Origin of the sequence: Aliiroseovarius sediminis (assembly GCF_022678485.1) — a bacterium.
GTDB classification, from domain to species: Bacteria; Pseudomonadota; Alphaproteobacteria; order Rhodobacterales; family Rhodobacteraceae; genus Aliiroseovarius; species Aliiroseovarius sediminis.
The window spans coordinates 11,454-36,535 of record NZ_JALBYP010000018.1 but is presented as its reverse complement, the minus strand read 5'-3'; the positions used below and the strand labels follow the sequence as shown (position 1 = coordinate 36,535).

The window sequence follows — 25,082 nt, the reverse complement described above, 5'->3', positions numbered from 1 at the left end:
GGGTCCGTTCATAATTTGATCAAATTCGGTGACACATGCGGATCGGTATCCTTCAAACCGGCCATTCCCCTGACGAAGTGCGCGAGGAAATGGGTGATTATGGCCAGATGTTTACACGGCTTCTGGCGGGGCAAGGCTATGACTTTGCAATCTACAGCGTGGTGGACGGGATATTTCCCGAAGGGCCCGACGCGGCAGATGGCTGGCTGATCACCGGTTCCAAGTACGGCGCCTATGAAGATCACGACTGGATACCCCCGCTGGAAGATCTGATCCGCGCTATCCGCGACGCGGACCTGCCGCTTGTCGGCGTATGTTTCGGCCACCAGATCGTCGCACAGGCGCTGGGTGGCCGGGTTGACAAATTCGAAGGCGGCTGGGCCATCGGGCGGCAGGTCTATGACATTGATGGCGAACAGATCGCCCTGAATGCATGGCATCAGGATCAAGTGATCAAACTGCCACCGGGGGCACGTGTGTTTGCCTCGAACGACTTTTGCGTGAACGCTGGACTGATGATCGGTGACAAGATCATGACGATTCAGCCCCATCCCGAATTCACCGCCCCGATGATAGATGCTTTGATCCAGTATCGCGGGCGCGGCAAAATTTCCGAGGACATCCTGTCAAAGGCCACAGACGGGCTGACACAGCCAATCGACGCCCAGAAATTCGCAAATCAGATGGCAGAAATCCTGAACAAAGGGGACAGGTAATGGACAGCTCGAACGCAGACGCCAAGACTTGGATGGCTGATCTGCCCGAAGCCGCGCAAACATACCTGCACGGCAGACGGTTGGACGAAGTCGAGTGCATCATCTCGGACCTGCCCGGCATCGCGCGCGGCAAAGCGGTGCCTGCCGCCAAATTCGCGCGGCAGGATTATTTTCACCTGCCCGACAGTGTGTTCTATCAGACTATCACAGGCGATTGGGGCGAAGCGGCGGGCGACGAGGGTTTCATCGAACGCGATATGACCCTGGTGCCAGATATGACAACGGCCACGGCTGCACCCTGGACCGGCGACTGGACGCTTCAGGTCATCCATGACGCGTTCGACCGCAACGGACAGCCCATCCCCTTCAGCCCGCGCAACGTGTTGCGCCGCGTCGTCGATCTTTACCATGCCAAAGGTTGGGAACCTGTTGTCGCGCCCGAGATGGAGTTCTATCTGGTCGCACGTAACATTGACCCGGCGGAAAAGATCAAGCCGATGATGGGCCGTTCCGGGCGCCCCGCTGCCGCACGTCAGGCGTATTCGATGACGGCGGTTGACGAGTTCGGCCCGGTGATCGACGACATCTATGATTTTGCCGAAGCCCAAGGGTTCGAAATCGACGGGATCACACAGGAAGGCGGCGCGGGCCAACTTGAGATAAACCTGATACACGGCGACCCAATCAAACTGGCGGACGAGGTGTTTTACTTCAAACGCCTGATCCGCGAAGCCGCCCTGCGCCACGATTGTTTCGCCACTTTCATGGCCAAACCGATTGCCGAGGAGCCGGGGTCTGCAATGCACATCCACCACTCGGTCCTTGATCGTAAAACGGGCGAGAATATCTTTGCCGGCCCGCAAGGCGGCGATACAGACGCGTTTTTCCACTTCATCGCCGGGATGCAGAACCACCTGCCCAGCGCCGTCGCGGTACTGGCACCTTACGTGAACAGCTATCGCCGCTATGTGAAAGACAACGCAGCACCAATCAATCTGGAATGGGGGCGCGACAACCGCACAACCGGCATTCGCGTGCCGCTTTCATCGCCACGGGCGCGACGGGTCGAAAACCGCATCGCAGGGATGGATTGCAACCCGTACCTGGGCATCGCCGCCAGCCTTGCCGCGGGATATCTGGGTCTAATCGAAGAAAAACGACCCACAGCGCAATACCGCGGTGACGCGTATGAAGGCACCGAGGATATCCCCCGCCACCTGGGCACCGCGCTTGAACTGTTTGACGAAGCGAAAGCCATACACGAAGTGCTGGGGCCAGAATTCGCCCGCGTCTATTCAATCGTGAAACACAGTGAATACGATGAGTTCTTGCAAGTCATCAGCCCGTGGGAACGCGAACACTTGTTGTTGAACGTCTAACCCAATTGCGGCTCTGCCCCTTTGTTTAGGGTCAGCGGACACATGCGCCAGCGCGCGGTCTGGCAATATTCCTCTGGTTTTTTGGGGGCGGGTCATTTACGGATTATCCGAAAAAGAGTTTCGGTAAATCGAAATCAGCCGATTCTCGTCCACACGAGCAGGAGCCGACTTTGACCCTTGCCCCCAACGTCTATGACGCTGAACCCATCCCCGAAACCGCCCGCGCCGAAATTGACCGGCTTTTGCAATCTGGTGATCTATTTCGCTATACCGCGCCCGAAGATGCGCCCGTCAGCCTGCTTGAGGCCGAATTTGCCGAGATGATGGGCGCTAAATACGCGCTGGCCGTGGCCAGTTGTTCGGCAGCGCTGTTTCTGTCGCTGAAGGCGCTGGATTTGCCGCGCGACGCCACAGTGCTGATCCCGGCCTTTACGTTTGCCGCCGTGCCAAGCTCGGTTGTTCATGCTGATTGCAAGCCGGTTCTGGTTGAAGTCAAAGACAACTACCGCATCGACATGGATGATTTTGCAGCCAAGCTGACAAGTGAAGTGAAGGCTGTGATCATCAGCCACATGCGCGGCCACACGTCGGATATGGATGCAATCATGGCGCTGTGCGACGCAGCGGGCGTTCCGGTGATCGAGGATGCCGCCCATTCGCTGGGCACGCTGTGGCATGGACGCAAGATCGGGACGATTGGCAAGATCGGCTGTTTCTCGTTCCAGTCCTACAAAATGCTGAACGCGGGTGAAGGTGGAATTTTGATCACCGATGACGCCGATCTGATCGCGCGCGCGGTGATCATGTCAGGCGCGTATGAACACAACTGGAAAAAGCACAAAGGCCCGCGGGGTGACAACACATCTACGCTGGAGGATGCCTTCGCACGTTGGCAGAACCAGCTACCACTTTACAACACGCGGCTGTCAAACCTGTCAGCCGCAGTCATTCGCCCTCAACTTGAGGAACTGGAACGGCGGGTCACGGACGGGTTGAATAACCACGATTATGTCGCTGAAAAACTTAATAAAAGCCCGTGGATTAACGTGCCTGCGCCGCTGCCACCGGAAACCCGTGCGCCGGATTCCATCCAGTTCAATCTGGTCGGGATGAGCGACGCGGACACCTGTGCCTTTCAAGATGCCGCCAAGGAACGTGGCGTTGCGGCTCAGGTCTTCGGTATGAGCACGGATAATGCCCGTGCTTTCTGGAACTGGCACTTCATTGGCGATCAGGGGGAGCTTCCGCAAACCCGCGAAATGCTGATGCGCGCTTGCGACACGCGCCTGCCGGTGCGACTGCAAAAGCCTGATCTGGACTTCATCGCTGATGCGCTGGTCGCCGCGGCGGCTCAGGTCAAAACCCCCTCGGCCAAGACGAACGCAGCCTAAAGCAGCCGAAGCTTGTCGCGCAGCCAAGGATAGGACTGCGCGGCAGGGGTCACGATCAGGTTTTGCAGGATATCTTTCGTGCGGTTGGCCATATCCAAAGGCAGCCCGCCCAAGACGCCTTCGCGCGCCGTCAGGTTGATACGACGGGTCATCGGCGCAAACGGCAGTTCGATCAGGTCCGTTTGTGCGCGAAAACGGTGCGCGTGGAAAAATCCCAACGGCGTGATGATTGTCCACCCAGCACCCGCCGCCACCATCGCCATGATGGCGTGATAGCTGTCCAGTTCGAACCGATTGTTCAGCCGTATATTGTGCCGCGCAAGGTGGTCGGAAATGACGCGTCCCATATGGTGGCGCGCGGTGTATTGAACCAGCGGCAAATCCTGCAACGCCTGCGCCGGGTCGTCCATGCCGACGATGCCGTTGGGAATGGCCGCGACGAAGGGGTCCTCCATCAACGCATGCACTTCCATCCAGTCGGCGGACGCCCCGGTATCAGCTGCAACGATCACGTCAAGCGCGCGGGCGTCTAACTGGTCATGCAACCGGTGCGACGCACCTGTTTCCAGCAGAAAGCGCGTGGATGGCATGTCCCCTGCCAAGTCCGACAGAAGACGGGGGGTCACGTCAGCGTCAAAATCCTCGATCATGCCCAGACGTAGGCGCGAAAGGTGCGACATCGCGCCCAAGGTCAGTTCGGCACGGGCCTGCTGCGCTTCGTTCAGGATAGCCTGTGCACGCTTAAGAAAAAGCGCGCCCGCAGGCGTCAGGCTCATCGGACGAGCCGAGCGGTCCAGCAAGGTCGCACCCAGTGCGCCTTCAAGATTGGTGATCTGTTGGCTGACGGAAGACGGACTTGCCCCCAACCTGCGCGCTGCAACCGAGATCGAGCTTTCATCCGCTGCGGCCACGAAAACCTCGACCCCCCAAAGGGTGATGCGACCTGCTGTTTCGACCATATGCGTGCTCCTTTAGCGCGAAAGCTAGGGACTTTGCTGGCAGCGGGCAACAGGGTTGCGCGCTAGCGGGTCCAAAGCCGGTCGCCTGCACTGGCACGCGCGGTATGAACGCGAAACCCGCCTGCCTCCGGCCAAAGGGCAACAGCCCCGGTTTTGGACAGGCGGGCACGATCGAGCAGGGTGCAGCCGGGCGGGGATGGGACGGCAAGTTTACCCGAAAGCACAACCAGATCCGCGCTGGCACAGGCCTCGGCCACACGTGTCCCTGCCCCGCGTCCGGTCAGATGAATTAGCCGCGCACCGCCAAGGGTTGCAGTAAGATGTCCCTGCTCGCCGGTCAGCCCCTTGCGGGCAAAAGCCGCCTCTTGATCTGCCGGGTCGCCGTCGTTTTCCAGCCATGACCGGGCGGCAAAGCTTTCACCACGTGGTTTTGAAAGGTCACGCCCGGCGTCCGTCATAACCCCGACCAACCCGCCAGAGGCGCTGATCAGGATCGGCGGGCGGCTGGCTTGGGTCCAGACCAGCATCGCCGCGACAAACGGCAACAGGGACAACGCCCGCGTCCGTCGCGTCAGAAGCGTGGCAAGAATGCCCCCCACCGCGACCAACGGCAACACTGCATCGGGCGGTGCTGGCACCTGCCCGGTCGCGCCGTCAAGTGACGATACGACCCTCGCGACCCCGATTATCCAATCAATTGGTGGTCCCATCAACTTGACAGGCAACCAGCCCAGCCCGATGGGCGCCAACAACGCAGCCAGTACGGCCAACGGCATGATCAGCGCGCCCATGATTGGCACGGACAGAAGATTCGCGATTAGGCCGTAATGGGTGATCTGATTGAAATGCGCTGCCCCAAAGGGCGCGGTTGCCATACCAGCCACGAAGGACGAAATCACAACCGCAAGCACCGGTCGCGCCCATTTTGGCGCCCGCCACACCCCGTCATTGCGGGCCCTGTCCCGAAGCCAGCCAAACACCGCGACCAGCGCGGTTGTGGCCGCAAACGACATTTGAAAACCGGGTTCTACCAGTGCTTCGGGGTGCAACACCAAGACGATGATCGCCGCCATCGCAACCGCACGCAGAGACAAGGCGCGGCGGTCAAACAGGATCGCGACGAACATCGTCGCAACCATGATAAAAGCGCGTTCGGTCGCGATATTCCCACCAGACAACGCCAGATAGAACGCGCCTGACAGGATCGCCACACACGCCGCCAGTTTCTTGATCGGATAGCGCAGTGCGACGCTTTGCCAAAGGCTGAGCAGCATCCGTACGGCTTGAAAAATGAACCCGGTGAGCAGCCCCATATGCAGCCCGGAAATTGCTAGCAAATGCGCAAGATTCGACGCCCTGAGCGCCGCAATCGTATCCCGGCTCATTGCCGAGCGGTCGCCAGTGGTGATGGCGGCGGCAAAAGCACCGGTTTCCCCTGGCAACACCCCGCGCACCCAAGTCGCGATGGCTTGGCGCAGCTTTGAAACACCCAAGGCGATCCCCGACGTGGGTGGTTTCAGCAACAGGGCGGGCACGCGGGTATATCCGACCGCGCCGATGCCGCGAAACCAAGCCATGCGTTGGAAATCAAAGCCGCCGGGTTCAACCGGGCCGTTTGGGCCGGACAGATGCGCTGTCATTGCGATGCGCTGTCCGATGGCGGGGGAAAGAAAGTGCTGCTCGCCATGTAGCGAAACGCGCACGGTGGTTGGGTGCATTTTCGGGCCGACATCATCCAACCGCACCCGGTCCAGCGTCAGTCGCACCGCGTCCGATTGCGAGCGATCTATCTTGACGATCCGCCCCTCGACCGGGCCGTAGTATCGAAAACCCAAGACCGGTTCACCGACATAATGCGCGCGCGCGCCTGCAAGAGCGATGCCGACCCCGACCAATCCCGCCGCGATGGCAAGCGGCCCGACGCCCCACGGCCAGCGCCATGCGATCAGGCTTGTGGCGGCAACAAAGACGGTCAACGCAACATAAATTAACGTTGTCGGCTCGGTTGGTAGCGAGAAATATGTGCCGACCCCGGCGCCCAGAAACAGGGGCGCCCAGTGCAGAAGGCGGCCGCGCTCTTCTTCGATCCGGGTCAAGAACTTGTGGACCAGCACCCTTGTTCACGACCTCCCTTTTGCGTAAAGCCTGTCGGGACACGCACGGGCCCGCGGTTTGGCCGCGACGCCGGCCCGTTCTGGGTGTCAGTGCGCGCCGCGCGTGTTGATACCTGAGTAACGCCCGTATGGTTTCCAAAAGGTTAACGTCCCATGAGCACCGATCAGATCGTCACCCGTTTCGCCCCTTCGCCCACCGGATATTTGCATATTGGCGGCGCCCGCACTGCGCTGTTCAACTGGCTCTATGCCCGTGGTCGTGGCGGGAAATTCCTGCTGAGGATCGAGGATACCGACCGTGCCCGGTCAACCCCCGAAGCGACCGAGGCGATCCTGAAAGGTATGGCGTGGCTGGGGTTGGACCATGATGGCGAGGTGATCAGCCAGTTTGACCGTGCCGACCGCCACGCAGAGGTGGCGCATGAGATGCTGGCGAACGGCCACGCCTACAAGTGCTTTGCCACGCAGGACGAGATTCAGGCCTTCCGCGATGCCGCCCGCGCCGAAGGCAAATCGACGCTGTATCAATCGCCTTGGCGCGATGCCGACCCCGCGACCCACCCGGATGCACCGTATGTTATTCGTTTGAAGGCCCCGCGCGATGGTGTGACCGTGATCAAAGATCAGGTGCAAGGCGACGTGACGATCCGCAATGACCAACTGGACGACATGATCTGCCTACGCTCGGATGGCAGCCCGACCTACATGCTGGCCGTTGTCGTCGACGATCACGATATGGGCGTCACCCACGCGATCCGCGGCGATGACCACCTGAACAATGCCGCGCGTCAGCAGCTTGTTTACGAGGCGATGGGATGGGACGTGCCGGTTTGGGCACATATCCCGCTAATCCACGGCCCGGACGGCAAAAAACTGTCCAAACGCCACGGCGCGCTGGGGGTCGCTGAATATCAGGCGATGGGGTATCCCGCCAGCGCCATGCGCAACTATCTGGCACGCCTGGGATGGAGCCACGGGGATGATGAATTCTTCACAGATGAACAAGCGCTGGATTGGTTCGACCTGAAGGGAATCGGCAAAAGCCCGGCGCGTTTCGACTTCAAGAAGCTCGACAACCTATCAGGGCAACATCTTGCGGCGATGGATGATGCCGAGGTCATGGATGAGCTGGAAGCATTTTTGACCGCGACCGACCAAAGCACTTTGCACCCGCAGCAACGCCAACTTTTGACGGATGCGATGTATGTACTGAAGACGGGTGCAAAGACATTCCCGCAACTCCTTGAAAAGGCTCATTTTGCCTTAACTTCTCGACCCCTTGAACCGGACGAGAAAGCGAAGAAAGCACTTGATGAGGTATCCCGTAGTATACTGAAAGAATTGACGCCGCAGCTGCAAACTGCTAGCTGGGATCGCAACACGCTGGAAGCGATCCTGAACGGGTTGGCCGAAGCGCACGGGACCAAGTTTGGAAAACTGGCGGCCCCTTTGCGTGCGGCCCTTGCCGGTCGCGCCGTAACCCCCAGCGTCTTTGACATGATGCTTGTTCTTGGACGCGACGAAACTGTTGCCCGACTTAAGGATGCAAGCGCATAGAATAAAAATACACGCGCCCGACCAATCCGGGGTGGGCGTGCAACGATACGAACACGAAGGGATTACTTACATGGCCAAACCGACAGGAACTGCAAAGCTGACCTTTGGCGACAAAGAGCTGGAACTGCCGATGTTTTCACCAACGGCGGGGCCCGACGTGATCGACATTCGCAAGCTTTATGCGCAGGGCGATGTGTTCACCTATGACCCCGGCTTCACCTCGACCGCAAGCTGTGATTCGACAATCACCTTTATTGATGGCGATAAGGGCGAACTGCTTTATCGTGGCTATCCTATCGACCAATTGGCCGATCAATCGCATTTTCTCGAAGTTTGCTATCTGCTGCTTTATGGTGAGCTACCGACAGAAAACGAGCTGGTCGATTTCGAAAGCCGTGTGACCAATCATACAATGGTGCACGAGCAGATGATCAAGTTCTTCTCGGGGTTCCGCCGCGATGCGCACCCGATGGCGATCATCACCGGCGTTGTGGGGGCTATGTCAGCCTTCTATCACGACTCGACCGACGTGAATGACCCTTGGCAGCGCGAGGTGGCGGCGATCCGCATGATCGCCAAACTGCCCACCATTTGCGCAATGGCGTTCAAATACTCGGTCGGTCAGCCCTTCGTCTATCCAAAGAACGATCTGGATTATTCTTCGAACTTCCTGCGTATGTGTTTTGCCGTGCCCGCCGAAGAATACGAGGTGAACCCGATCCTGTCGAAAGCGATGGACCGGATCTTCACGCTGCACGCAGATCACGAACAGAACGCCTCGACTTCGACGGTACGGTTGGCCGGGTCATCGGGGGCAAATCCGTTCGCGTGCATCGCGGCCGGGATTGCTTGCCTGTGGGGCCCCGCCCATGGTGGTGCGAACCAAGCTTGCCTTGAAATGCTTCGCGAGATTGGCACCGTCGACCGCATCCCGGAATATGTGGATCGCGCGAAGGACAAGGATGATCCCTTCCGTCTGATGGGCTTCGGCCACCGGGTTTACAAAAACTTCGACCCCCGCGCCAAGGTCATGAAAGAAAGCGCTGACGAGGTGCTGGGCCTGCTGGGGATCGACAACAACGAGACGTTGAAAGTCGCTAAAGAGCTTGAGCGTATCGCACTTGAAGACCCCTATTTCGTCGAGAAGAAGCTGTATCCCAACGTCGATTTCTATTCCGGCATCATCTTAGAGGCGATGGGCTTCCCCACTTCGATGTTCACTCCGATCTTCGCGCTGTCGCGCACCGTTGGCTGGATTTCGCAGTGGAAGGAAATGCTGGGCGATCCAGAGCAGAAAATCGGCCGTCCGCGCCAGTTGTATCTGGGTGCGACGACCCGCGACTACGTCGATGTCAAAAAGCGCTGAGCGGGCGCAAAACCGTCACAAAGGGCTGCCACTGGCAGCCCTTTTTCATTTGTGCGACGATCACCCCATGACCACGCTTACAACGCATCAGCTGAGCCTGCGCGGGCCGCGTGCTTCGGATATCGACGATCTGTTTCAAGTCACAGTGATCCGCACGCGATGGTCTATTGGTCCACGCCGCCCCACGCAGCGACAAGCGTTACGCAGGGACTTCTGGACCGGTGGATCATCGGCTTCAGGGCGACACCGCACTAATTCGCGATCGTCAACCAAGGCCTGTCGTCGGCCGTTGCGGGGCACATACTGGCAACGAGATCGGCTTTATCCCGCATCCTGATGTCTGGGGGCAAGGCATCGCGAAAGAGGCCACACGGGCCGTCATTGACCATGTTTGGCAGGTGACGGATTTCCCGAAGCTGACGGCGGACCTGGACCCACGCCAACAAGCATCCAAGCGCCTTCTACTGGCGCTTGGGTTCCAAACGACTGGCTCTGCCGAAAACACTTACTGCGTCGATTGGGTGTGGACGCACAGCCTTTATGTGGCCTTGTCGTGCCCGCCGGGCATGGAAAAAGGCGCATAGCTGCCCCGTGCCACGCTTCGTCGCTTGGTCAGCGCCCCTCGAAATTCGGGCTGCGTTTTTCCAGAAACGCCCGCACACCTTCCTTGAAGTCGCGCGACGCGCCGCACTCGCCCTGCAGCTTCGCCTCTAGCGCCAGTTGATCGTCCAGAGAATTGCCCATCGACGCACGCAGGGCCGTCTTGATATTTCGATACGATAGCGTTGGTCCCGCCGCCAGATGCGCACCACGTTCGCGCCATGTCGCATCAAACGCATCATCGGTGATACATTCCCAAATCAGACCGATATCGGCGGCTTCTCGGGCCGTCACCTTTTCGGCGAACAGTGACGCGCCCATAGCCTTGGCAAAGCCCATCTGACGGGGCATCCAATATGTGCCACCAGCATCGGGGATCAGGCCAATCCGCGAAAACGCTTGCATGAAAAACGCGCTTTCCGCCGCGATCACCACGTCCGCGGCCAATGCCAGATTGGCGCCCGCCCCAGCCGCCGCACCATTAACAGCAGCGATGGTCGGAATAGGACAGTTATAGATTTGGTCTAACAGGGGCTCGTATTCGTCGCGCAGTATGCGTTCCAGATCGACTTCGGCTGCATCAGCGCCATCACCCAAATCCTGCCCGGAACAGAACGCCCGCCCTGCGCCTGTGATCACCAGCGCGCGCGCTGCGTTGCCCGCAGCGCGAACAGCATGGGTCAGTTCCGCGCGCATCTGCGTGTTCAGGGCGTTCATCACGTCAGCGCGGTTCATCGTCAGCACGGCCAACCCGTCGGTTATGGTCAGCGTGATCGTCTCATAGTGCATCGAAACCTCCGGCATGTTTCGGGCAGATTACCGGACCGAGAGATTTCGTAAAGACGAACGCCCCGTCACGCAGCGCAAAACCCGCGCTGCGTGACAAGCCATCAGTCTTTCAATAGCTCCTGCAACCTTGCTTCTTCGTCCGAGGACAGGGCGACGGCGGTCTCTTTCGCCTGGGATCGGCGGCGCAGATACAGCCCACCGGCGATTAAGGCGACGATTAACAGCACAGGCCCAGCGGCCCACAAGATCACGTTCGCGCCGCTGGTATTGGGTTTCATCAGCACGTATTCGCCATAGCGTTCGACGACGAAATCCACGACCTCGTCATTGCTGTCGCCCTCGACAAGACGTTCGCGCACCAACAGCCGCAGATCACGTGCAATCGGGGCGTTGCTTTCGTCGATGTTCTCGCCTCGGCAGACGACGCAGCGCAGATCAATCGAGATATCGCGCGCCCGCTGTTCAAGGGCGGGATCGCCAAGCACCTCGTCGGGATTGACCGCCAATGCTGGCGACATCGAAAGCGACATCGCCAACAGGCTTGATAGGATGAGCCGTTTCATTCGGCAGGCACTCCTTGCATCGGGGTCTTGGCCGCACCGGCCGCAACGCGGAACCGGCGGTCGGTCAGGCTGATCAGCCCACCCAGCGCCATGATGATTGACCCCGCCCAAATCCAGTTGGCAAACGGCTTGATGAACGTGCGCACGGCCCAAGCTCCGCCAGCCTGCGGATCGCCGATCACAACATAGATGTCGCGCCAGAAGCCGTTTGCGATCGCGGCTTCGGTGGTGGGCATGGCCTGCACCGGATAGACGCGCTTTTCAGGATACAGGGTTGTGGTCGATGTGCCGTTCCGAACCACGCGAATTTCGGCTTTGGTTGACATGTAGTTCGGACCTTGTTCTTGCCCGACACCCATCAAAGTAACCTCGTAGTTCGACACTTGGAATGGTTCGCCGACCTGGGCCACGCGAATGTCCTCAATGCTCCAAGCCATCAGGCCCGAGATACCCATGATCGTGATCCCGAAACCTGCATGGGCACACAGCTTGCCCCAGTCGGACCGGGGCAACCGGGTCGCGCGCGACAGACGGTTGCCAATCGTGCCCCGCCCCGTGCGGCCAGCTAAGTCTGTGAAGGCACCGGCCACCAGCCATGTGCCAAGGAACATGCCGATTGGCCCCAGCGCAGTTTTGTCGGCTTGAATGGCCCAGACCAGCGAACCAACTGCAACTGCAAGTACGAAAGCCGGCACGAGCTTTTTCACGACGCGGCCCAGCTTGGCCCGTTTCCACGGCAACATAGACCCGATGGGCAACAACAGTGCCAGAACCACCATGAAGGGTGTGAAGGCGGCCTCGAAAAACGGCGGCCCGACCGAGATCTTGCGGTCAAAAATTTCGCCAATCAAAGGCCAGATTGTGCCGACAAAAACCACGAAGGATGAGACGGCCAACAGGATATTATTCGTCACCAACGCGCTTTCGCGACTGACGAAGCCAAAGACGCCGCGCGCCTCCATGGTGTTGGCGCGGGCGGCAAACAGTGTCAGCGCGCCGCCGGTAAAGAGCGCAAGAATCAACAAGATAAAGACGCCCCGTTCAGGGTCGGATGCAAAAGCATGCACCGACGTGATCACGCCCGAACGCACGATGAACGTGCCGATCAACGAGAACCCGAAGGCCAAGATCGCCAATAGGATCGTCCAGCTTTTCAAGCTTTCGCGTTTTTCGACCACGATGGCGGAGTGCAGAAGCGCAGCAGCAAAGAGCCATGGCATGAAAGACGCATTCTCGACCGGGTCCCAGAACCAGAAGCCGCCCCAGCCAAGCTCGTAATACGCCCACCAGCTGCCAAGCGCGATGCCGATGGTCAGAAAAATCCACGCTGCCAGCGTCCAAGGCCGCACCCAGCGCCCCCAGGCCGCGTCAATGCGCCCCTCGATCAGGGCCGCAACGGCAAAGGAAAACGCCATCGAAAGGCCGACATAGCCCAGATACAAGAACGGCGGGTGGAAGGCCAAACCCACATCCTGCAAAAGCGGGTTCAGGTCGCGACCATCAAAGGGGGGTTGTTCGATGCGGATGAACGGGTTGGACGTGAACAGGACAAATGCCAGAAACGCCACACTGATCGAGCTTTGCACTGCCAGCACCCGCGCCTTCAACCGTTGGGGAAGGTTGCCACCGAACCACGCGGCCATTGCCCCAAACAGCGCAACAATCAGCACCCACAGCAGCATCGACCCCTCGTGGTTGCCCCACACGCCCGACACCTTGTAAAGCATCGGCTTCGCGGTGTGAGAGTTCAGCGTAACCAACTGCACCGAAAAGTCCGAGGTCACAAAAGCATAGGTCAACGCAAGGAACGACCCCAAGACCAGCAGGAACTGGATCGTCGCGGCAGGGACGGCCATCTCCATCCAGCCGCGCCAGCCTTTATGTGCCCCAATCATCGGGACGATCATTTGCACAACCGCCACGCCCAGCGCCAAGATAAGCGCAAAATGTCCAAGCTCTGTAATCATGTTCGCGACCATTTTATGTTTCTGATCGCGACCATAAACGGAGTCGTCGGCAGGGCCTAGCCCTCTGCGGCGTCACGTCACGCCATTGTGCGCCCTAAATCGCCAAATAAATGACGGTCGACACCGCCACAGCGCCAAGAATAGGCCACACAAAGGTCAGGCCATGACAACCAAACGACCGGTGGATAACGCTGAAATGAAGAAGCGCACCAGAAAGATAGAGCGCCAGAGGCACGAAATGCGCGGTGCTTTCGGCCATGAAGGATGGTTCGCCCGCCAAAGCAAAAATCCACCACCACCCTAGCACAAGGCTTGCCCCCGACCAGCTATAGGCCATTCCCAAAGCCAAGGGCGTGGCGCGTTGCACATAAAGCCACAGGAATGTGAGCGAAATCATCAGGCCCATCAGCGTAATCGCCCCATAGCCAATCTGATACATCGCATCATAGCCAGCCAGTAGATAGCCAAACTGCAACAGCACCGCGAGGCACATCATTAGACCGAACGCCTGTTTCATTTCTGCAAGACCTCTCGCACGGCAGCGTCCAGATCGGCCGCGGCATGTTCGTTTCGTTTAATTGCGGTTTGAAGCCCTGCACCAACCAAGACGGCCCAGATACGGTGGCTGAGATCAAAAAGTGCCCTGATCATCGCATCCGCCCCCCGCCAGCCGGCAGACGTTCACGAATGATTGTCGTGATCTCAATCAAGATCGACGAATTCTTGTCCAGGACCGCCCGCGTGGCCTGATCCTTTTGCAGGTCGCGATACAGCAAATAGAAAACCAACAAGACCCACGGCCCGTGTTCAGCGACCAGCTTCAAGATCATGTCACCGGCCACGCTGCACCTCACGCCAATCGCGCAAAGCAGCGTTGTCGGATGTGTCGATAGCCCGCTGCCGCGCAGGGCGAGCCGCCCGCACCGTTGCTGCTGCGCGAGCGGGGCGGAATACCGATGGCGGCTTCGGTCCGGTGGCACGTGCCCAGGTTCGGTCGCGTTCCCGACCAAGATGGGTGGCCAGCGTCCGCTGGAACTCCTGCCCCTTGATCTGATGGCGCGCACCAAAATAAAAGCTGACCACGACCCCCATCAGCCACCACAACGGCTCGGGAACCAAGGCGATCCCCTGCATCCGGGCGGCAAACCACTCGGGGCTGACCATCGCGGCACCAAACAGCCCAAGTGTCGATAACGCAAGCGCGGGGCGCGGCACCCGGTTCAGGCCATCCATGAACCGATTGAAACGACCGTCCCGGCCCGCGGCAAACTCGGCCCGGAAGGCATCCAGCGCGGCCATTTGCAAATCCGCATCACGGACAGAAGCCGCTTCGCTGTTTTCACGGAATACCTCGGCGGTTTCGCGGATGACATTGCCGCCCCGTCCGAACAGGATGTTGAAAATGTTGCCAATCAACCCCATGCGGATATCCTTTCGCGGTGCTCTTGATCAGAAAAGTGGTATTTCGTCGAAATGAAGGCCTCGGCACGGGTGATCCATCCGCCCTTTCCGCCATCAAGGCGTCTGGCATATTTCCGTGACTTCGGGCGTCTGTCGGCAAGGCCATAGTAATAATTGCGCCGCTCGATTCCGTAGGCATCAACCAGATGGTCGGGCGCGGCCATGATCGCCGTGCGCGCCACACCAAGGGTTTGCGGCCCGATCACACCATCGACCGACAACGTGTATCCCATTTTTTTGAAAAGCTTCTGCAAGACCCGGACAGCATTGCCGCCCGCATTGACATACATATCGAAAACCGACGCCTGCAAAGGACGCGGAAGGTCTGCCAATCGGGGTTTGCGGAAATAATGCTTCAGGAAGATGTCGCAGGCCTGATCGCGGGTCAGTCGCCTCACATCATCTGATGTAACTTGCCCGTCACCATCCAGATCGAGTCCAAGGCGGCGCATCGTGTGGATGGTCACGCCGTATTTGGTGGCCCCGCCCGGATCATCCGGGTCGTTCACAAAGCCGCCCTCGCGGGCGACAATCTCGGTCGCGATTTCTTCAACGCTCTTCATTTTTGCCTATACCCCGCATGTCAAACACGGGGCACAGGCTGGTTAAGAAGCGTTAAGAAACCTCAAATCAAGAGGTCGGCTCAACATACACGCCGGTTTCCTTGAGGCTGTCCACAACCTCTTTTGGCATGTAATCTTCGTCGTGTTTGGCAAGAATTTCCGAGGCTTCGAACGTGCCATCAACATACTTTCCAGTCCCGATCATGCCTTGGTTTTCGCCAAACAGGTCGGGCAACACGCCGGTAAAGGTGACGGGCACAACGGCCCCACCATCCGTAACCGAAAAGGACACTGTTTCCCCCTGTCCGCGCACCAACGTTCCGTCCGAGACAAGACCCCCCATGCGAAACACCTCGTCAGAGCTGGGCGGTTCGGCCATCACTTCCGATGGCGAACGATAGTAGTTGATCCCGTCTTGCAGTGCATATCCGATCAACCCGGTGGAGATCCCAAGCGCAACGAAGGCCAGAACGATTATCTGGACACGGCGCCTTTTCTTCAGATTTTTCAAACCGGCCATAGTCGGCTCCTTTTCAAAAACTTACGGGAACACCGGGGACATCATCAACCCCGTTGTCTCGTCTTCGCCCAGCATGAGATTGGCGTTCTGCATCGCCTGACCGGACGACCCTTTGCACAGGTTGTCCAGCGCCGACACCACCAAGGCACGCCCCGGAACACGGTCACCCACAACACCCAAGTGACATTGATTCGACCCCAAGACATGCCCCATACCGGGCAGTTGGCCTTGTGGTAGCACAGTCACGAAAGGTTCGTCTTGATATTGCTCAACCAAGGCCGCATGGATATTGCCCGCATCCCCCTCCACATAGCAATCCGCCAGAATGCCGCGGCTGACGGGCACAAGATGGGGGGTGAACATGATCTGGACCGGACGACCGGCCAGCGCCGAAAACTCTTGATCGAACTCGCCCAGGTGGCGGTGTGTGCCGCCATGGGCATAGCCTTGCACATCAGTCGACCGCTCGGCAAACAGCATGTTTTCCTTCAGCGACCGACCGGCCCCGGACACCCCGTTCTTCAAATCGCAAATGATCCGGTCAAGGTCGATCAGACCGGCCGCGATCAGCGGGCGCAGCGCATATTGCACGGTTGCCGCGTTGCAACCCGTGCCTGCCACGAGCCGTGCAGACTTGATCTGGTCGCGGTAAAACTCGGTCAGGCCATAAACGGCCTGCTTTTGAAGCTCGGTCGCTACATGCGGCGCGCCATACCACTTTTCGTATTCCGCGGGATCGCGCAGCCGGAAATCAGCACCAAGGTCCACGACTTTGACGCTGTCGGGCAGATCACGCACCAGCGCCTGACTTAGTCCATGGGGCAATGCAGCGAAGGCCAGATCAACATCGGAAAAGTCAATCTGATCCATCTTGACCAATTTGGGCAGATCCAAGTGACGCAGATGCGGATAGACATCCGACATCCTCATCCCCGCTTTGCGGTCGGCAGACAGGGCGACGATTTCCATCGTCGGGTGGGTGGCGATCAGCCGAACAAGCTCTGCGCCGGTATAGCCGGATGCACCAAGGATGGCGATTTTGTGGGTCATTGTGACCTCCTGAACGTCGAAAAAGATGTAGTGCGTTTGACCGCTGCCTTCAATCAGGCAGCTTCGAACGTGATCTTTCGTCGCAAGAATTGCGTCGCACGGTTTGATACGCGTGACGCGTCGCCCGTGGTCAAAAACTGCGCGCCCCTGCCATTGCCCTGCATGTTCGGGTGACGTTCCAGATAATCCGCAAGGCTGTCTGCGACTAAGTTTGCTTGACTATAAACTTTCACTTCCGGGCCAAGCGCGTGCTGAAACACCTCGTCCATCAACGGGTAGTGGGTGCAGCCAAGGATCGCAGCTTCGGGCATCGGCATCTTGCGTTTCAACGCATCCACATGGCTGCGCACCAGCGCTTCGGCCAAGATCATATCGCCTTCTTCGATGGCGTCTACAACGCCGCCACAAGCTTGCGCCTCGACATCCACACCGATCGCGCGGAAGGCCAGTTCACGCTGGAATGCGCGGCTGGACACGGTGGCGGGCGTGGCAAACAGTGCCACATGCTTCACCGCCACTTCGCGCGGCGGCGAGCTGTCACCCCAGTTGCGCTCGGTCAATGCCTCGATCAACGGGACGAAAACACCCAGAACCCGCTTGTCGCCGGGCACCCAGCTTTCCTGCATCCGGCGCAACGCCGCGGCTGATGCGGTGTTGCACGCAAGGATCACAAGGTCACACCCCTGATCCCACAGCGCCTGAACAGCGTTCGTGGTCAAGCCATAAATATCATCGGCATCGCGCACACCATAAGGCGCATGGGCGCTGTCGGCGTAATAGACGAAATCCACATCGGGCAGACGCTTTGACACGGCATCCAGCACCGTCAGCCCGCCAAGACCTGAATCGAAAATACCTACTGCCATTGTCTGTGGTCCCGTCCGTTTTGTCGTTGTGAAAGCCATAGGTCTGTTCACGACGGAAATCCATTGAAGAATCGGCACCATGACGAGAATCCGCCCAAACAACCGCTGCGCAGCCGATGCTTTGCGCACGGCTATTTCTATTCGGCAGCTTGCGCCAGAGGCGTGTCCCCGCCGAACTGCGCCAAAAGTTCGGCCCGGCGCACGGCGGCGTTTTCCACATTCGCTTCCTTCACCGGACCAAAGCCCCGGATCGTCAGGGGCAGTGCCGCAAGTTCTTGCGCAATCACAAGATTGTCATCGGTCAGCCCCGCCAGAACGGTTTTCATATCCGCCTCATAAGCGGCAATAAGGGCGCGCTCGGTGCGACGCTCTTGCGCCCGCCCGAACGGATCAAACGGCGTACCCCGCAGAAATTTCATCCGCGCAAGCCAAGGGGCACCCCGTTCGAACCATTCCCCGAAAGCCCGTTTCTTGGGCCGCCCGCCCGACGTCTGGCCAGCCAGTATCGGCGGAGCCAGATGATATGTCAGCTTCAGGTCGCCGTCGAACTCTGCTTCGGCCTTGGCGCGGGTGTCGCACAACAGGCGCGCGACCTCGTATTCATCCTTATAGGCCAAGAGCTTGTGATAGCTTCTTGCCACTGGTTCCTTCAACGCCTCGGGCATCTGGTCGACAAAGGCACGATAGCGTTTCGCCAACCGCGCGTTCTGATAGGTGGTCAAATGATCAGCGCGGAAGTCGATGATCTCGGCCAAGGTCTTTGGCTTTTCGACCACCTCGCCGGTGACCATCTTCGCGGCTTCCTCGGGGTGCAGCACCGCCCAGCGGCCCAGTTCGAACGCGTGTTTGTTGCGCTCGATGGCCTGCCCGTTCAGTTCAATCGCATACATCAGCGCATCATGGGTCAGCGGAACGATACCCGCCTGCCAACTTGCCCCCAAAACCATCATGTTCGAGAAGATGCTGTCCCCCATGAGCACACGCGCCAGTTCGGTCGCATCAAACAGCGATACGCGGTCGCGCAGCCGCGCTTCAAGCGACAGTTGCAAGCGGTCGCCCGGAATGGCGAAATCGGTGTTACGTGTGAACTCTCCGGTGATCGTTTCATGCTTATCCACGACAGCCCCGGTTCGCCCGGCTCTGGTCAGACCCAGGGTTGAAGACGTCGCCGACACCACCAGGTCACACCCGATCAGCGCATCGCATTCCCCGGTCGCAACCCGGATGGCCGAGATATCCTCGGGCCGTTCTGCCAGACGTAAATGAACCGTGACGGCGCCACCTTTCTGGGCCAGCCCAGCCATTTCCATCATCCCGACGCCCTTGCCATCGATATGCGCGGCTTGTGCCATGATCGCACCAATGGTGACGACGCCGGTGCCGCCAACGCCGGTGATGACGGTGTTGAACGTGCCGTCGATGGTGGGCAGTTCGGGCGCTGGCAGGTCGGGCAGGTCGACCTCGGCCGTCGCAGCCTTTTTCAGCTTCGCCCCTTCGATGGTAACAAAGCTGGGACAGAAACCGTTTACGCAGCTGTAGTCCTTATTACAGCTGGACTGATCAATCGCCCGCTTGCGGCCAAGTTCCGTATCCACAGGCACGATCGAGACGCAGTTCGACTGCACCCCGCAATCGCCGCAACCCTCGCACACGTCCGTGTTGATGAACACGCGCTTGTCGGGATCGGGATACAAACCCCGCTTGCGGCGACGGCGCTTTTCAGCCGCACAGGTTTGCACATAAAGAATGACCGACACACCACTGATGTCGCGGCACTTTTCCTCGATCTTCAACAATTCATCTCGGGTGTGATGGGACAGCCCCTTGGGAAAGGCCGATAGGTCCACATCTTCCTTTTCGTCATACACAAGAAAGATATGTTCAACCCCCATCGCCTGCACCTCGCGGGCGATGCGGACGGCGTCCAGATCGCCCTCGTTGGTCTGCCCGCCAGTCATCGCAACCGCGTCGTTATAGAGGATCTTGTAGGTGATGTTGGTGCCCGCCGCCAACGCCGCCCGGATCGCCAATATACCCGAGTGGTTATAGGTGCCATCGCCGAGGTTCTGGAACACATGTTTGGTCTTCGAAAACGGTGCCTCGCCGACCCAGTTGGCACCCTCACCGCCCATCTGGGTGAACCCGACGGTCGAACGATCCATCCACTGCACCATATAATGACAGCCAATCCCGGCATATGCCCGCGACCCGTCCGGCAATTTGGTCGAGGTGTTGTGCGGGCAGCCCGAACAGAAGAACGGCAGGCGCGCGGCGATATCGGGCGCATTATCTACGCTTTTCGCCTCGGCCAGCATGGTCAGACCTGCCTTAACGGATTCCGTCCCGCGCCCTTCTTCGATCAGGATGTCGCCGATTTTCTCGGCAATCATGATCGGGTCCAGCGCATAGCGGGTCGGGAATAGCTCCAACCGGCGGCCATGTTCCCAAGTGTCACCCTTGTGCCAGCCATAAACGCGACGGCCGCCGCGATCATCAAAGATCGCTTCCTTGATCTGCACCTCGATCAGCTTACGTTTTTCTTCAACGACAACAATCAGGTCCAGCCCCTCGGCCCATTCGTGGAAGCTTTCCATATCCAGCGGGAAGGTCTGCCCTACCTTGTAGGTGGTGATGCCCAGACGTTCGGCCTCGGCCTCATCGATGCCAAGAAGGCCCATCGCATGCACAAGGTCCAGCCAGTTCTTGCCAGCCGCCACGAACCCAATCTTGGCCCCGGGCTTGCCCCATTTGCGCTGGTCGATCCGGTTGGCGCGGGCAAATGTCTCGGCGGCGAAGCGTTTATAGTCGATCATCCGCGCTTCTTGTTGAACCGGCTGATCTGCAAGCCGAATGTTCAACCCACCCTCGGGCATATCAAACTCCGGCGTGACCAGTTTCATCCGGTTCGGGTCACCATCGACGACCGACGTCGCCTCGACCGTATCTTTCATCACCTTTAGCCCCACCCAAACGCCCGCGAAGCGGCTCAGGCCATAGCCGTAAATGCCATAATCCAGAATTTCCTGCACGCCCGCCGGGCTGAGCACCGGGATATACGCATCCACCATCGCCCAATCTGATTGATGCAAGACGGTCGAGCTTTCGCCGGTGTGGTCATCGCCCATCGCCATCAGCACACCGCCATGCGGGCTGGTGCCGGCCATGTTCGCATGGCGCATAACGTCACCGGTCCGGTCAACGCCCGGGCCCTTGCCATACCAAAGACCGAAGACGCCATCATGCGTTCCCTCGCCGCGCAGCTCCGCCTGCTGGCTGCCCCACAAAGCAGTGGCCGCCAGATCCTCGTTCAGACCCGGTTGAAATTTGATGTCATTGGGAGACAGCACTTTGTGGGCGCGGTCCATCCACAAATCCACCGCCCCCAAAGGCGACCCGCGATAACCCGTGACATAACCTGCGGTGTCCAGACCCGCCGCCCGATCACGTTGCTTCTGCATTAGCATCAGGCGGACCATCGCTTGGGTTCCGTTCAGAAGTACCTGCTTCCTCGTCAGATCAAAACGATCATTCAGAGTGATTTCTGGCTTCCCCATGACGCACCTCCCGCTACGTTACATAGATCACTGGACTTCCTCGGATTATAGGTCAAATGTTATGACCTATCAAATCAATTCACACGATAATCCACGCTGGCAATCATCAGCGGTCTAATGATAACACTGTGAAAGTTTTAAGCGCTATCAAGTATCGGTTATTTCATCATGGATTGGGACAAGCTCAGAATATTTCACGCCGTGGCGGATGCCGGATCATTGACCCATGCGGGCGATGTGCTTCACCTGTCGCAATCCGCCGTGTCGCGCCAGATTCGCGCGCTAGAAGAAAGCTTGAATGCCACCCTGTTTCACCGCCACGCACGGGGCTTGATTTTGACCGAACAGGGCGAACTTCTATTCGATGCGTCACGCTCGATCAATCAGCGGATCGACGCTGCGGTGGCGCGCATCCGCGACAGTAAGGAAGAAGTGTTTGGCGAATTGCGCGTGACCACCACCACCGCTTTCGGATCGCTGTGGCTCGCCCCCCGTCTTCCCAAGCTCTATGAGAAATTCCCAGATCTGAAAATCGACCTGATGCTGGAAGAGCACGTGCTTGACCTACCTATGCGCGAGGCTGATGTTGCAATCCGCATGAAGGAACCAAGCCAGGCGGACCTGATCCGCAAACGCTTGATAGATGTGCACATGCGCCTGTACGCAACGCCCACTTACCTAGAAGAAAACGGCTCGCCCGAGACACTTTCCGACCTGTCCGAACACAGGCTGATCTGCCAGAATACAGGCTCTGCCCAAGTCCGCGCCGGCGCCGATCTGGCAAGCGAATTGCTGGCCTACAACGTCAAATCACTTTTGACAGTGAATAACTATTTCGGTGTGCTGCAGGCGGTCTTGAACAATCTGGGAATCGGGTTGCTGCCTGACTACATCACTCAGGACGAGCCCCATTTACATCGCGTTCTGCCCGATGTTGAAAGCAGGAAAATCCCCGTCTATCTTGCCTATCCTGAAGAATTGCGCGCCTCAAAACGGATTGAAGCATTTCGCGACTTTGTTGTCGAGGAACTCGCCGTCGACAGGAAAATACGTCAAAGCTAGGGTGACACGTGCAAATGGCGACGATCTAATTTGCGGCATGCGATGCTATTTTGCAACAAGTCACGCTCTATGGGTGTGCGTCAATGTATACTATCGTCCACTGCAACGACGTATTAACTCATTATAATTCCAATCAATATCTCACTCGCCGTCAACTTATTCGCGAATACACCCCGCCTGCGACCGCAAGGCATGCATCAAAAGCATAGCTGCATTGCGGCAATTTTACTTGATTGCACCCGCCCGGAACCCTAATTCTAGTTCAAAGTCGACTACGACCCAGGTCTTGTCGGCTTTTACCTCCCTGTTGGACTTGGCCGGGCTATGCCCGGCCTTTTTTTTCGCGGATGCCTGCACGGCCCCTGCAGCGCCAGCCTTTGCCCTTTCCCATCTTGCGCACATCGCCTAAAAGGCCCGCATCGAAGCCTAAGGGGGAACAGGCATGCAAGAGCCGAAGATCACCGACGACCTGATTGCGGCACATGGTCTGAAACCGGACGAATACAAGCTGCTCCTCGAAATCATCGGTCGCGCGCCGACCTTTACCGAGCTGGGTATCTTTTCGGCCATGTGGAACGAGCATTGCTCCTATAAGTCATCAAAAAAATGGCTGCGCACCCTTCCCACCGACGGCCCGCAAGTCATCTGCGGCCCCGGCGAAAATGCTGGGATCGTGGATATTGGCGATGGGCAGGCGCTCGTGTTCAAGATGGAAAGCCACAACCACCCCTCTTATATCGAGCCCTACCAAGGCGCGGCCACCGGCGTAGGTGGCATTCTGCGCGACGTGTTCACCATGGGCGCGCGCCCGATCGCCGCCATGAACTCGTTGTCGTTTGGTGAGGTCGATCACCCCAAGACCAAGCAGCTTGTGAACGGCGTGGTCGAAGGCATAGGCGGCTATGGCAACTGTTTCGGCGTTCCCAACGTGGGCGGCGAAGTGCGCTTTCACCGCGCCTATAACGGCAACTGCCTAGTAAACGCCTTTGCGGCAGGTCTGGCCGAGACCGACAAGATTTTCTACTCTGCAGCGTCCGGTGTCGGCATGCCGGTCGTTTATCTCGGCGCCAAGACAGGCCGCGACGGTGTGGGCGGGGCGACGATGGCCTCGGCTGAATTCGACGACACGATCGAAGAAAAGCGCCCCACCGTGCAGGTCGGCGACCCCTTCACCGAAAAGCGCCTGATGGAAGCCACGCTGGAACTGATGGCCACAGGCGCCGTGATCTCGATCCAGGACATGGGGGCCGCTGGCCTGACCTGCTCGGCGGTCGAGATGGGTGACAAAGGGGGTCTTGGCGTTCGGTTGAACCTCGAAGCCGTCCCGCAGCGCGAGGACAACATGACCGCGTACGAGATGATGTTGTCCGAAAGCCAAGAACGCATGCTCATGGTGCTGAAGCCTGAAAAAGAGGCCGAGGCCCGTGCGGTGTTCGAAAAATGGGATCTCGACTTTGCAATTGTCGGGGAAACCCTTGCCGAAGATCGCTTCCTGATCATGCACAACAATCAAGTGAAGGCTGATCTGCCGCTGTCCCCCTTGTCGGGCCGCGCGCCGGAATATGACCGTCCTTGGGTTGAAACACCTGCGGCGGAAGCGCTGTCGGACGTCCCCGAAATCGACGCGATTGACGGGCTGAAGGCGCTGATCGGTTCACCAAACTATGCCGCGAAACAGTGGGTTTACGAACAGTATGATCATATGGTGATGGCCGACACGGTCCGCGCACCCGGCTTGGGCGCAGGCATTGTGCGCGTGCACGGAACCGACAAGGCAATTGCGTTCACCTCGGACGTGACACCGCGCTATGTAAGAGCCAACCCATTTGAAGGCGGCAAACAGGCCGTGGCCGAAGCCTATCGCAACCTGACTGCCGTGGGCGCGAAACCCTTGGCCACCACCGACAACCTGAACTTCGGCAACCCCGAAAAGCCCGAGATCATGGGCCAGCTCGTAGGTGCCATCAAAGGCATCGGTGAGGCGGTCGCCGCGCTGGATGTGCCCATCGTGTCAGGCAACGTGTCGCTTTATAATGAAACAGACGGTCAAGGCATTCTGCCAACGCCAACCATTGGCGCCGTGGGCCTTCTGGACAGCCTTGATGACATGATCGACGGCGTGGCGCGCGACGGGCATGTGGCGATGGTCGTGGGTGAAACCCACGGTCATCTGGGCCAATCCGCCCTACTGGCCGAGGTCTTCAACCGCGAAGACGGCGACGCGCCGCACGTGGACCTTGAGGCCGAAAGGACGCACGGCGATTTCATCCGCGCTAATCGCGAGTTAATCAAGGCCTGCACGGACTTGTCCGATGGCGGGCTTGCCCTTGCCGCCTTCGAAATGGCTGAAGCCGGTGGCGTCGGGGTCGTGCTGGATACAGCCGACACGCCCACCTTGTTTGGCGAAGATCAGGCGCGCTATCTGGTGGCCTGCAATTTCGATCAGGCCGAGGCGCTGATGATCGAAGCGGGCAAACTGGGCATACCGGTTGCTTCGGTTGGCCGCTTCTGTGGCGATACGATCAAGATGGGCGGGTCAGAAGCCCCGCTGGACGAGTTGGCCCAGATTTTCCGCACCGGCTTTGATCAGGCACATCGCTAGGCC

23 protein-coding genes are annotated in these 25,082 nt (G+C 58.8%); 8 read left to right on the top strand and 15 right to left on the bottom strand.

Annotation, left to right across the window (positions count from 1 at the left end; translation table 11 throughout):
• Positions 1 to 35 precede the first annotated feature (35 nt).
• From MN186_RS00260 to MN186_RS00250, 3 genes are all read left to right on the top strand, one after another.
• Positions 36 to 716, top strand: coding sequence for a type 1 glutamine amidotransferase (locus tag MN186_RS00260; RefSeq protein WP_242110785.1), 681 nt, complete (start codon positions 36 to 38; stop codon positions 714 to 716).
• A complete protein-coding gene (locus MN186_RS00255) occupies positions 716 to 2,095 on the top strand; it encodes a glutamine synthetase family protein (protein WP_242110783.1) in 1,380 nt (459 codons plus the stop codon). Before MN186_RS00260 ends, MN186_RS00255 begins: the two co-directional genes overlap by 1 nt.
• Before the next feature lie 170 nt (positions 2,096 to 2,265).
• Complete coding sequence (locus MN186_RS00250) at positions 2,266 to 3,486, top strand: DegT/DnrJ/EryC1/StrS family aminotransferase (RefSeq protein ID WP_242110781.1); 1,221 nt, start codon at positions 2,266 to 2,268, stop codon at positions 3,484 to 3,486.
• Here the strand turns inward: MN186_RS00250 and MN186_RS00245 are convergent.
• Together MN186_RS00245 and MN186_RS00240 are read right to left on the bottom strand one after the other, a co-directional pair.
• Positions 3,483 to 4,445 (bottom strand): LysR family transcriptional regulator, encoded by a 963-nt coding sequence (locus tag MN186_RS00245; protein ID WP_242110779.1) that lies wholly within the window; start codon positions 4,443 to 4,445, stop codon positions 3,483 to 3,485. The two genes, MN186_RS00250 and MN186_RS00245, sit on opposite strands and share 4 nt — an antisense overlap.
• 62 nt (positions 4,446 to 4,507) lie before the next feature.
• On the bottom strand, positions 4,508 to 6,559 hold the full coding sequence (locus MN186_RS00240; protein WP_242110778.1) for a ComEC/Rec2 family competence protein: 2,052 nt from the start codon (positions 6,557 to 6,559) through the stop codon (positions 4,508 to 4,510).
• Positions 6,560 to 6,712: 153 nt separating this feature from the next.
• On the opposite strand from MN186_RS00240, the gene gltX reads away from it, so the two are divergent.
• On the top strand, positions 6,713 to 8,116 hold the full coding sequence (gene gltX / locus MN186_RS00235) for a glutamate--tRNA ligase (protein WP_242110776.1): 1,404 nt from the start codon (positions 6,713 to 6,715) through the stop codon (positions 8,114 to 8,116).
• A gap of 70 nt (positions 8,117 to 8,186) precedes the next feature.
• Entirely contained in the window at positions 8,187 to 9,482 is a 1,296-nt protein-coding gene (gene gltA / locus MN186_RS00230) for a citrate synthase (RefSeq protein ID WP_242110775.1), read from the top strand.
• Here the strand turns inward: gltA and MN186_RS00225 are convergent.
• Complete coding sequence (locus MN186_RS00225) at positions 9,469 to 9,621, bottom strand: hypothetical protein (protein ID WP_242110774.1); 153 nt, start codon at positions 9,619 to 9,621, stop codon at positions 9,469 to 9,471. The two genes, gltA and MN186_RS00225, sit on opposite strands and share 14 nt — an antisense overlap.
• A gap of 82 nt (positions 9,622 to 9,703) precedes the next feature.
• Between MN186_RS00225 and MN186_RS00220 the strand changes: the two genes are divergently transcribed.
• Positions 9,704 to 10,066: a GNAT family N-acetyltransferase gene (locus MN186_RS00220; protein WP_242110773.1), complete on the top strand. Its 363-nt coding sequence runs from the start codon at positions 9,704 to 9,706 to the stop codon at positions 10,064 to 10,066.
• A 28-nt stretch (positions 10,067 to 10,094) separates the two neighbouring features.
• Here MN186_RS00220 and MN186_RS00215 read toward each other — a convergent pair whose 3' ends face one another.
• The 12 genes from MN186_RS00215 to MN186_RS00160 form a co-directional block, all read right to left on the bottom strand.
• A complete protein-coding gene (locus MN186_RS00215; protein WP_242111185.1) occupies positions 10,095 to 10,871 on the bottom strand; it encodes an enoyl-CoA hydratase-related protein in 777 nt (258 codons plus the stop codon).
• Positions 10,872 to 10,972: 101 nt separating this feature from the next.
• Positions 10,973 to 11,434: a cytochrome c-type biogenesis protein gene (locus tag MN186_RS00210; RefSeq protein ID WP_242110772.1), complete on the bottom strand. Its 462-nt coding sequence runs from the start codon at positions 11,432 to 11,434 to the stop codon at positions 10,973 to 10,975.
• The gene (locus MN186_RS00205) at positions 11,431 to 13,401 is read right to left on the bottom strand and encodes a heme lyase CcmF/NrfE family subunit (RefSeq protein ID WP_242111184.1); all 1,971 of its coding nucleotides are present in this window, start codon (positions 13,399 to 13,401) and stop codon (positions 11,431 to 11,433) included. The genes MN186_RS00210 and MN186_RS00205 overlap by 4 nt, the downstream gene beginning before the upstream one ends.
• 94 nt (positions 13,402 to 13,495) lie before the next feature.
• Complete coding sequence (locus MN186_RS00200; protein WP_242110771.1) at positions 13,496 to 13,918, bottom strand: hypothetical protein; 423 nt, start codon at positions 13,916 to 13,918, stop codon at positions 13,496 to 13,498.
• Positions 13,915 to 14,052, bottom strand: coding sequence for a hypothetical protein (locus MN186_RS00195; protein ID WP_242110770.1), 138 nt, complete (start codon positions 14,050 to 14,052; stop codon positions 13,915 to 13,917). The genes MN186_RS00200 and MN186_RS00195 overlap by 4 nt, the downstream gene beginning before the upstream one ends.
• Positions 14,049 to 14,231: a hypothetical protein gene (locus MN186_RS00190; RefSeq protein WP_242110769.1), complete on the bottom strand. Its 183-nt coding sequence runs from the start codon at positions 14,229 to 14,231 to the stop codon at positions 14,049 to 14,051. Before MN186_RS00190 ends, MN186_RS00195 begins: the two co-directional genes overlap by 4 nt.
• A 1-nt stretch (position 14,232) precedes the next feature.
• Entirely contained in the window at positions 14,233 to 14,823 is a 591-nt protein-coding gene (locus MN186_RS00185; RefSeq protein ID WP_242110768.1) for a holin family protein, read from the bottom strand.
• On the bottom strand, positions 14,814 to 15,425 hold the full coding sequence (locus MN186_RS00180) for a holin-associated N-acetylmuramidase (protein ID WP_242110767.1): 612 nt from the start codon (positions 15,423 to 15,425) through the stop codon (positions 14,814 to 14,816). The genes MN186_RS00185 and MN186_RS00180 overlap by 10 nt, the downstream gene beginning before the upstream one ends.
• A gap of 67 nt (positions 15,426 to 15,492) precedes the next feature.
• Positions 15,493 to 15,936, bottom strand: coding sequence for a cytochrome c maturation protein CcmE (gene ccmE, locus MN186_RS00175; RefSeq protein WP_242111183.1), 444 nt, complete (start codon positions 15,934 to 15,936; stop codon positions 15,493 to 15,495).
• A gap of 30 nt (positions 15,937 to 15,966) precedes the next feature.
• Positions 15,967 to 16,995, bottom strand: coding sequence for an N-acetyl-gamma-glutamyl-phosphate reductase (argC, locus tag MN186_RS00170; RefSeq protein WP_242110766.1), 1,029 nt, complete (start codon positions 16,993 to 16,995; stop codon positions 15,967 to 15,969).
• 53 nt (positions 16,996 to 17,048) lie between these two features.
• Complete coding sequence (gene murI / locus MN186_RS00165) at positions 17,049 to 17,861, bottom strand: glutamate racemase (RefSeq protein WP_242110765.1); 813 nt, start codon at positions 17,859 to 17,861, stop codon at positions 17,049 to 17,051.
• Between the two features lie 137 nt (positions 17,862 to 17,998).
• Positions 17,999 to 21,415: an indolepyruvate ferredoxin oxidoreductase family protein gene (locus MN186_RS00160; RefSeq protein ID WP_242110764.1), complete on the bottom strand. Its 3,417-nt coding sequence runs from the start codon at positions 21,413 to 21,415 to the stop codon at positions 17,999 to 18,001.
• 168 nt (positions 21,416 to 21,583) lie between these two features.
• Here MN186_RS00160 and MN186_RS00155 point away from each other — a divergent pair, with 168 nt between their 5' ends.
• The gene (locus MN186_RS00155) at positions 21,584 to 22,477 is read left to right on the top strand and encodes a LysR family transcriptional regulator (RefSeq protein ID WP_242110763.1); all 894 of its coding nucleotides are present in this window, start codon (positions 21,584 to 21,586) and stop codon (positions 22,475 to 22,477) included.
• Between the two features lie 442 nt (positions 22,478 to 22,919).
• Positions 22,920 to 25,079: a phosphoribosylformylglycinamidine synthase subunit PurL gene (gene purL, locus MN186_RS00150; protein ID WP_242110762.1), complete on the top strand. Its 2,160-nt coding sequence runs from the start codon at positions 22,920 to 22,922 to the stop codon at positions 25,077 to 25,079.
• Positions 25,080 to 25,082: the final 3 nt, after the last annotated feature.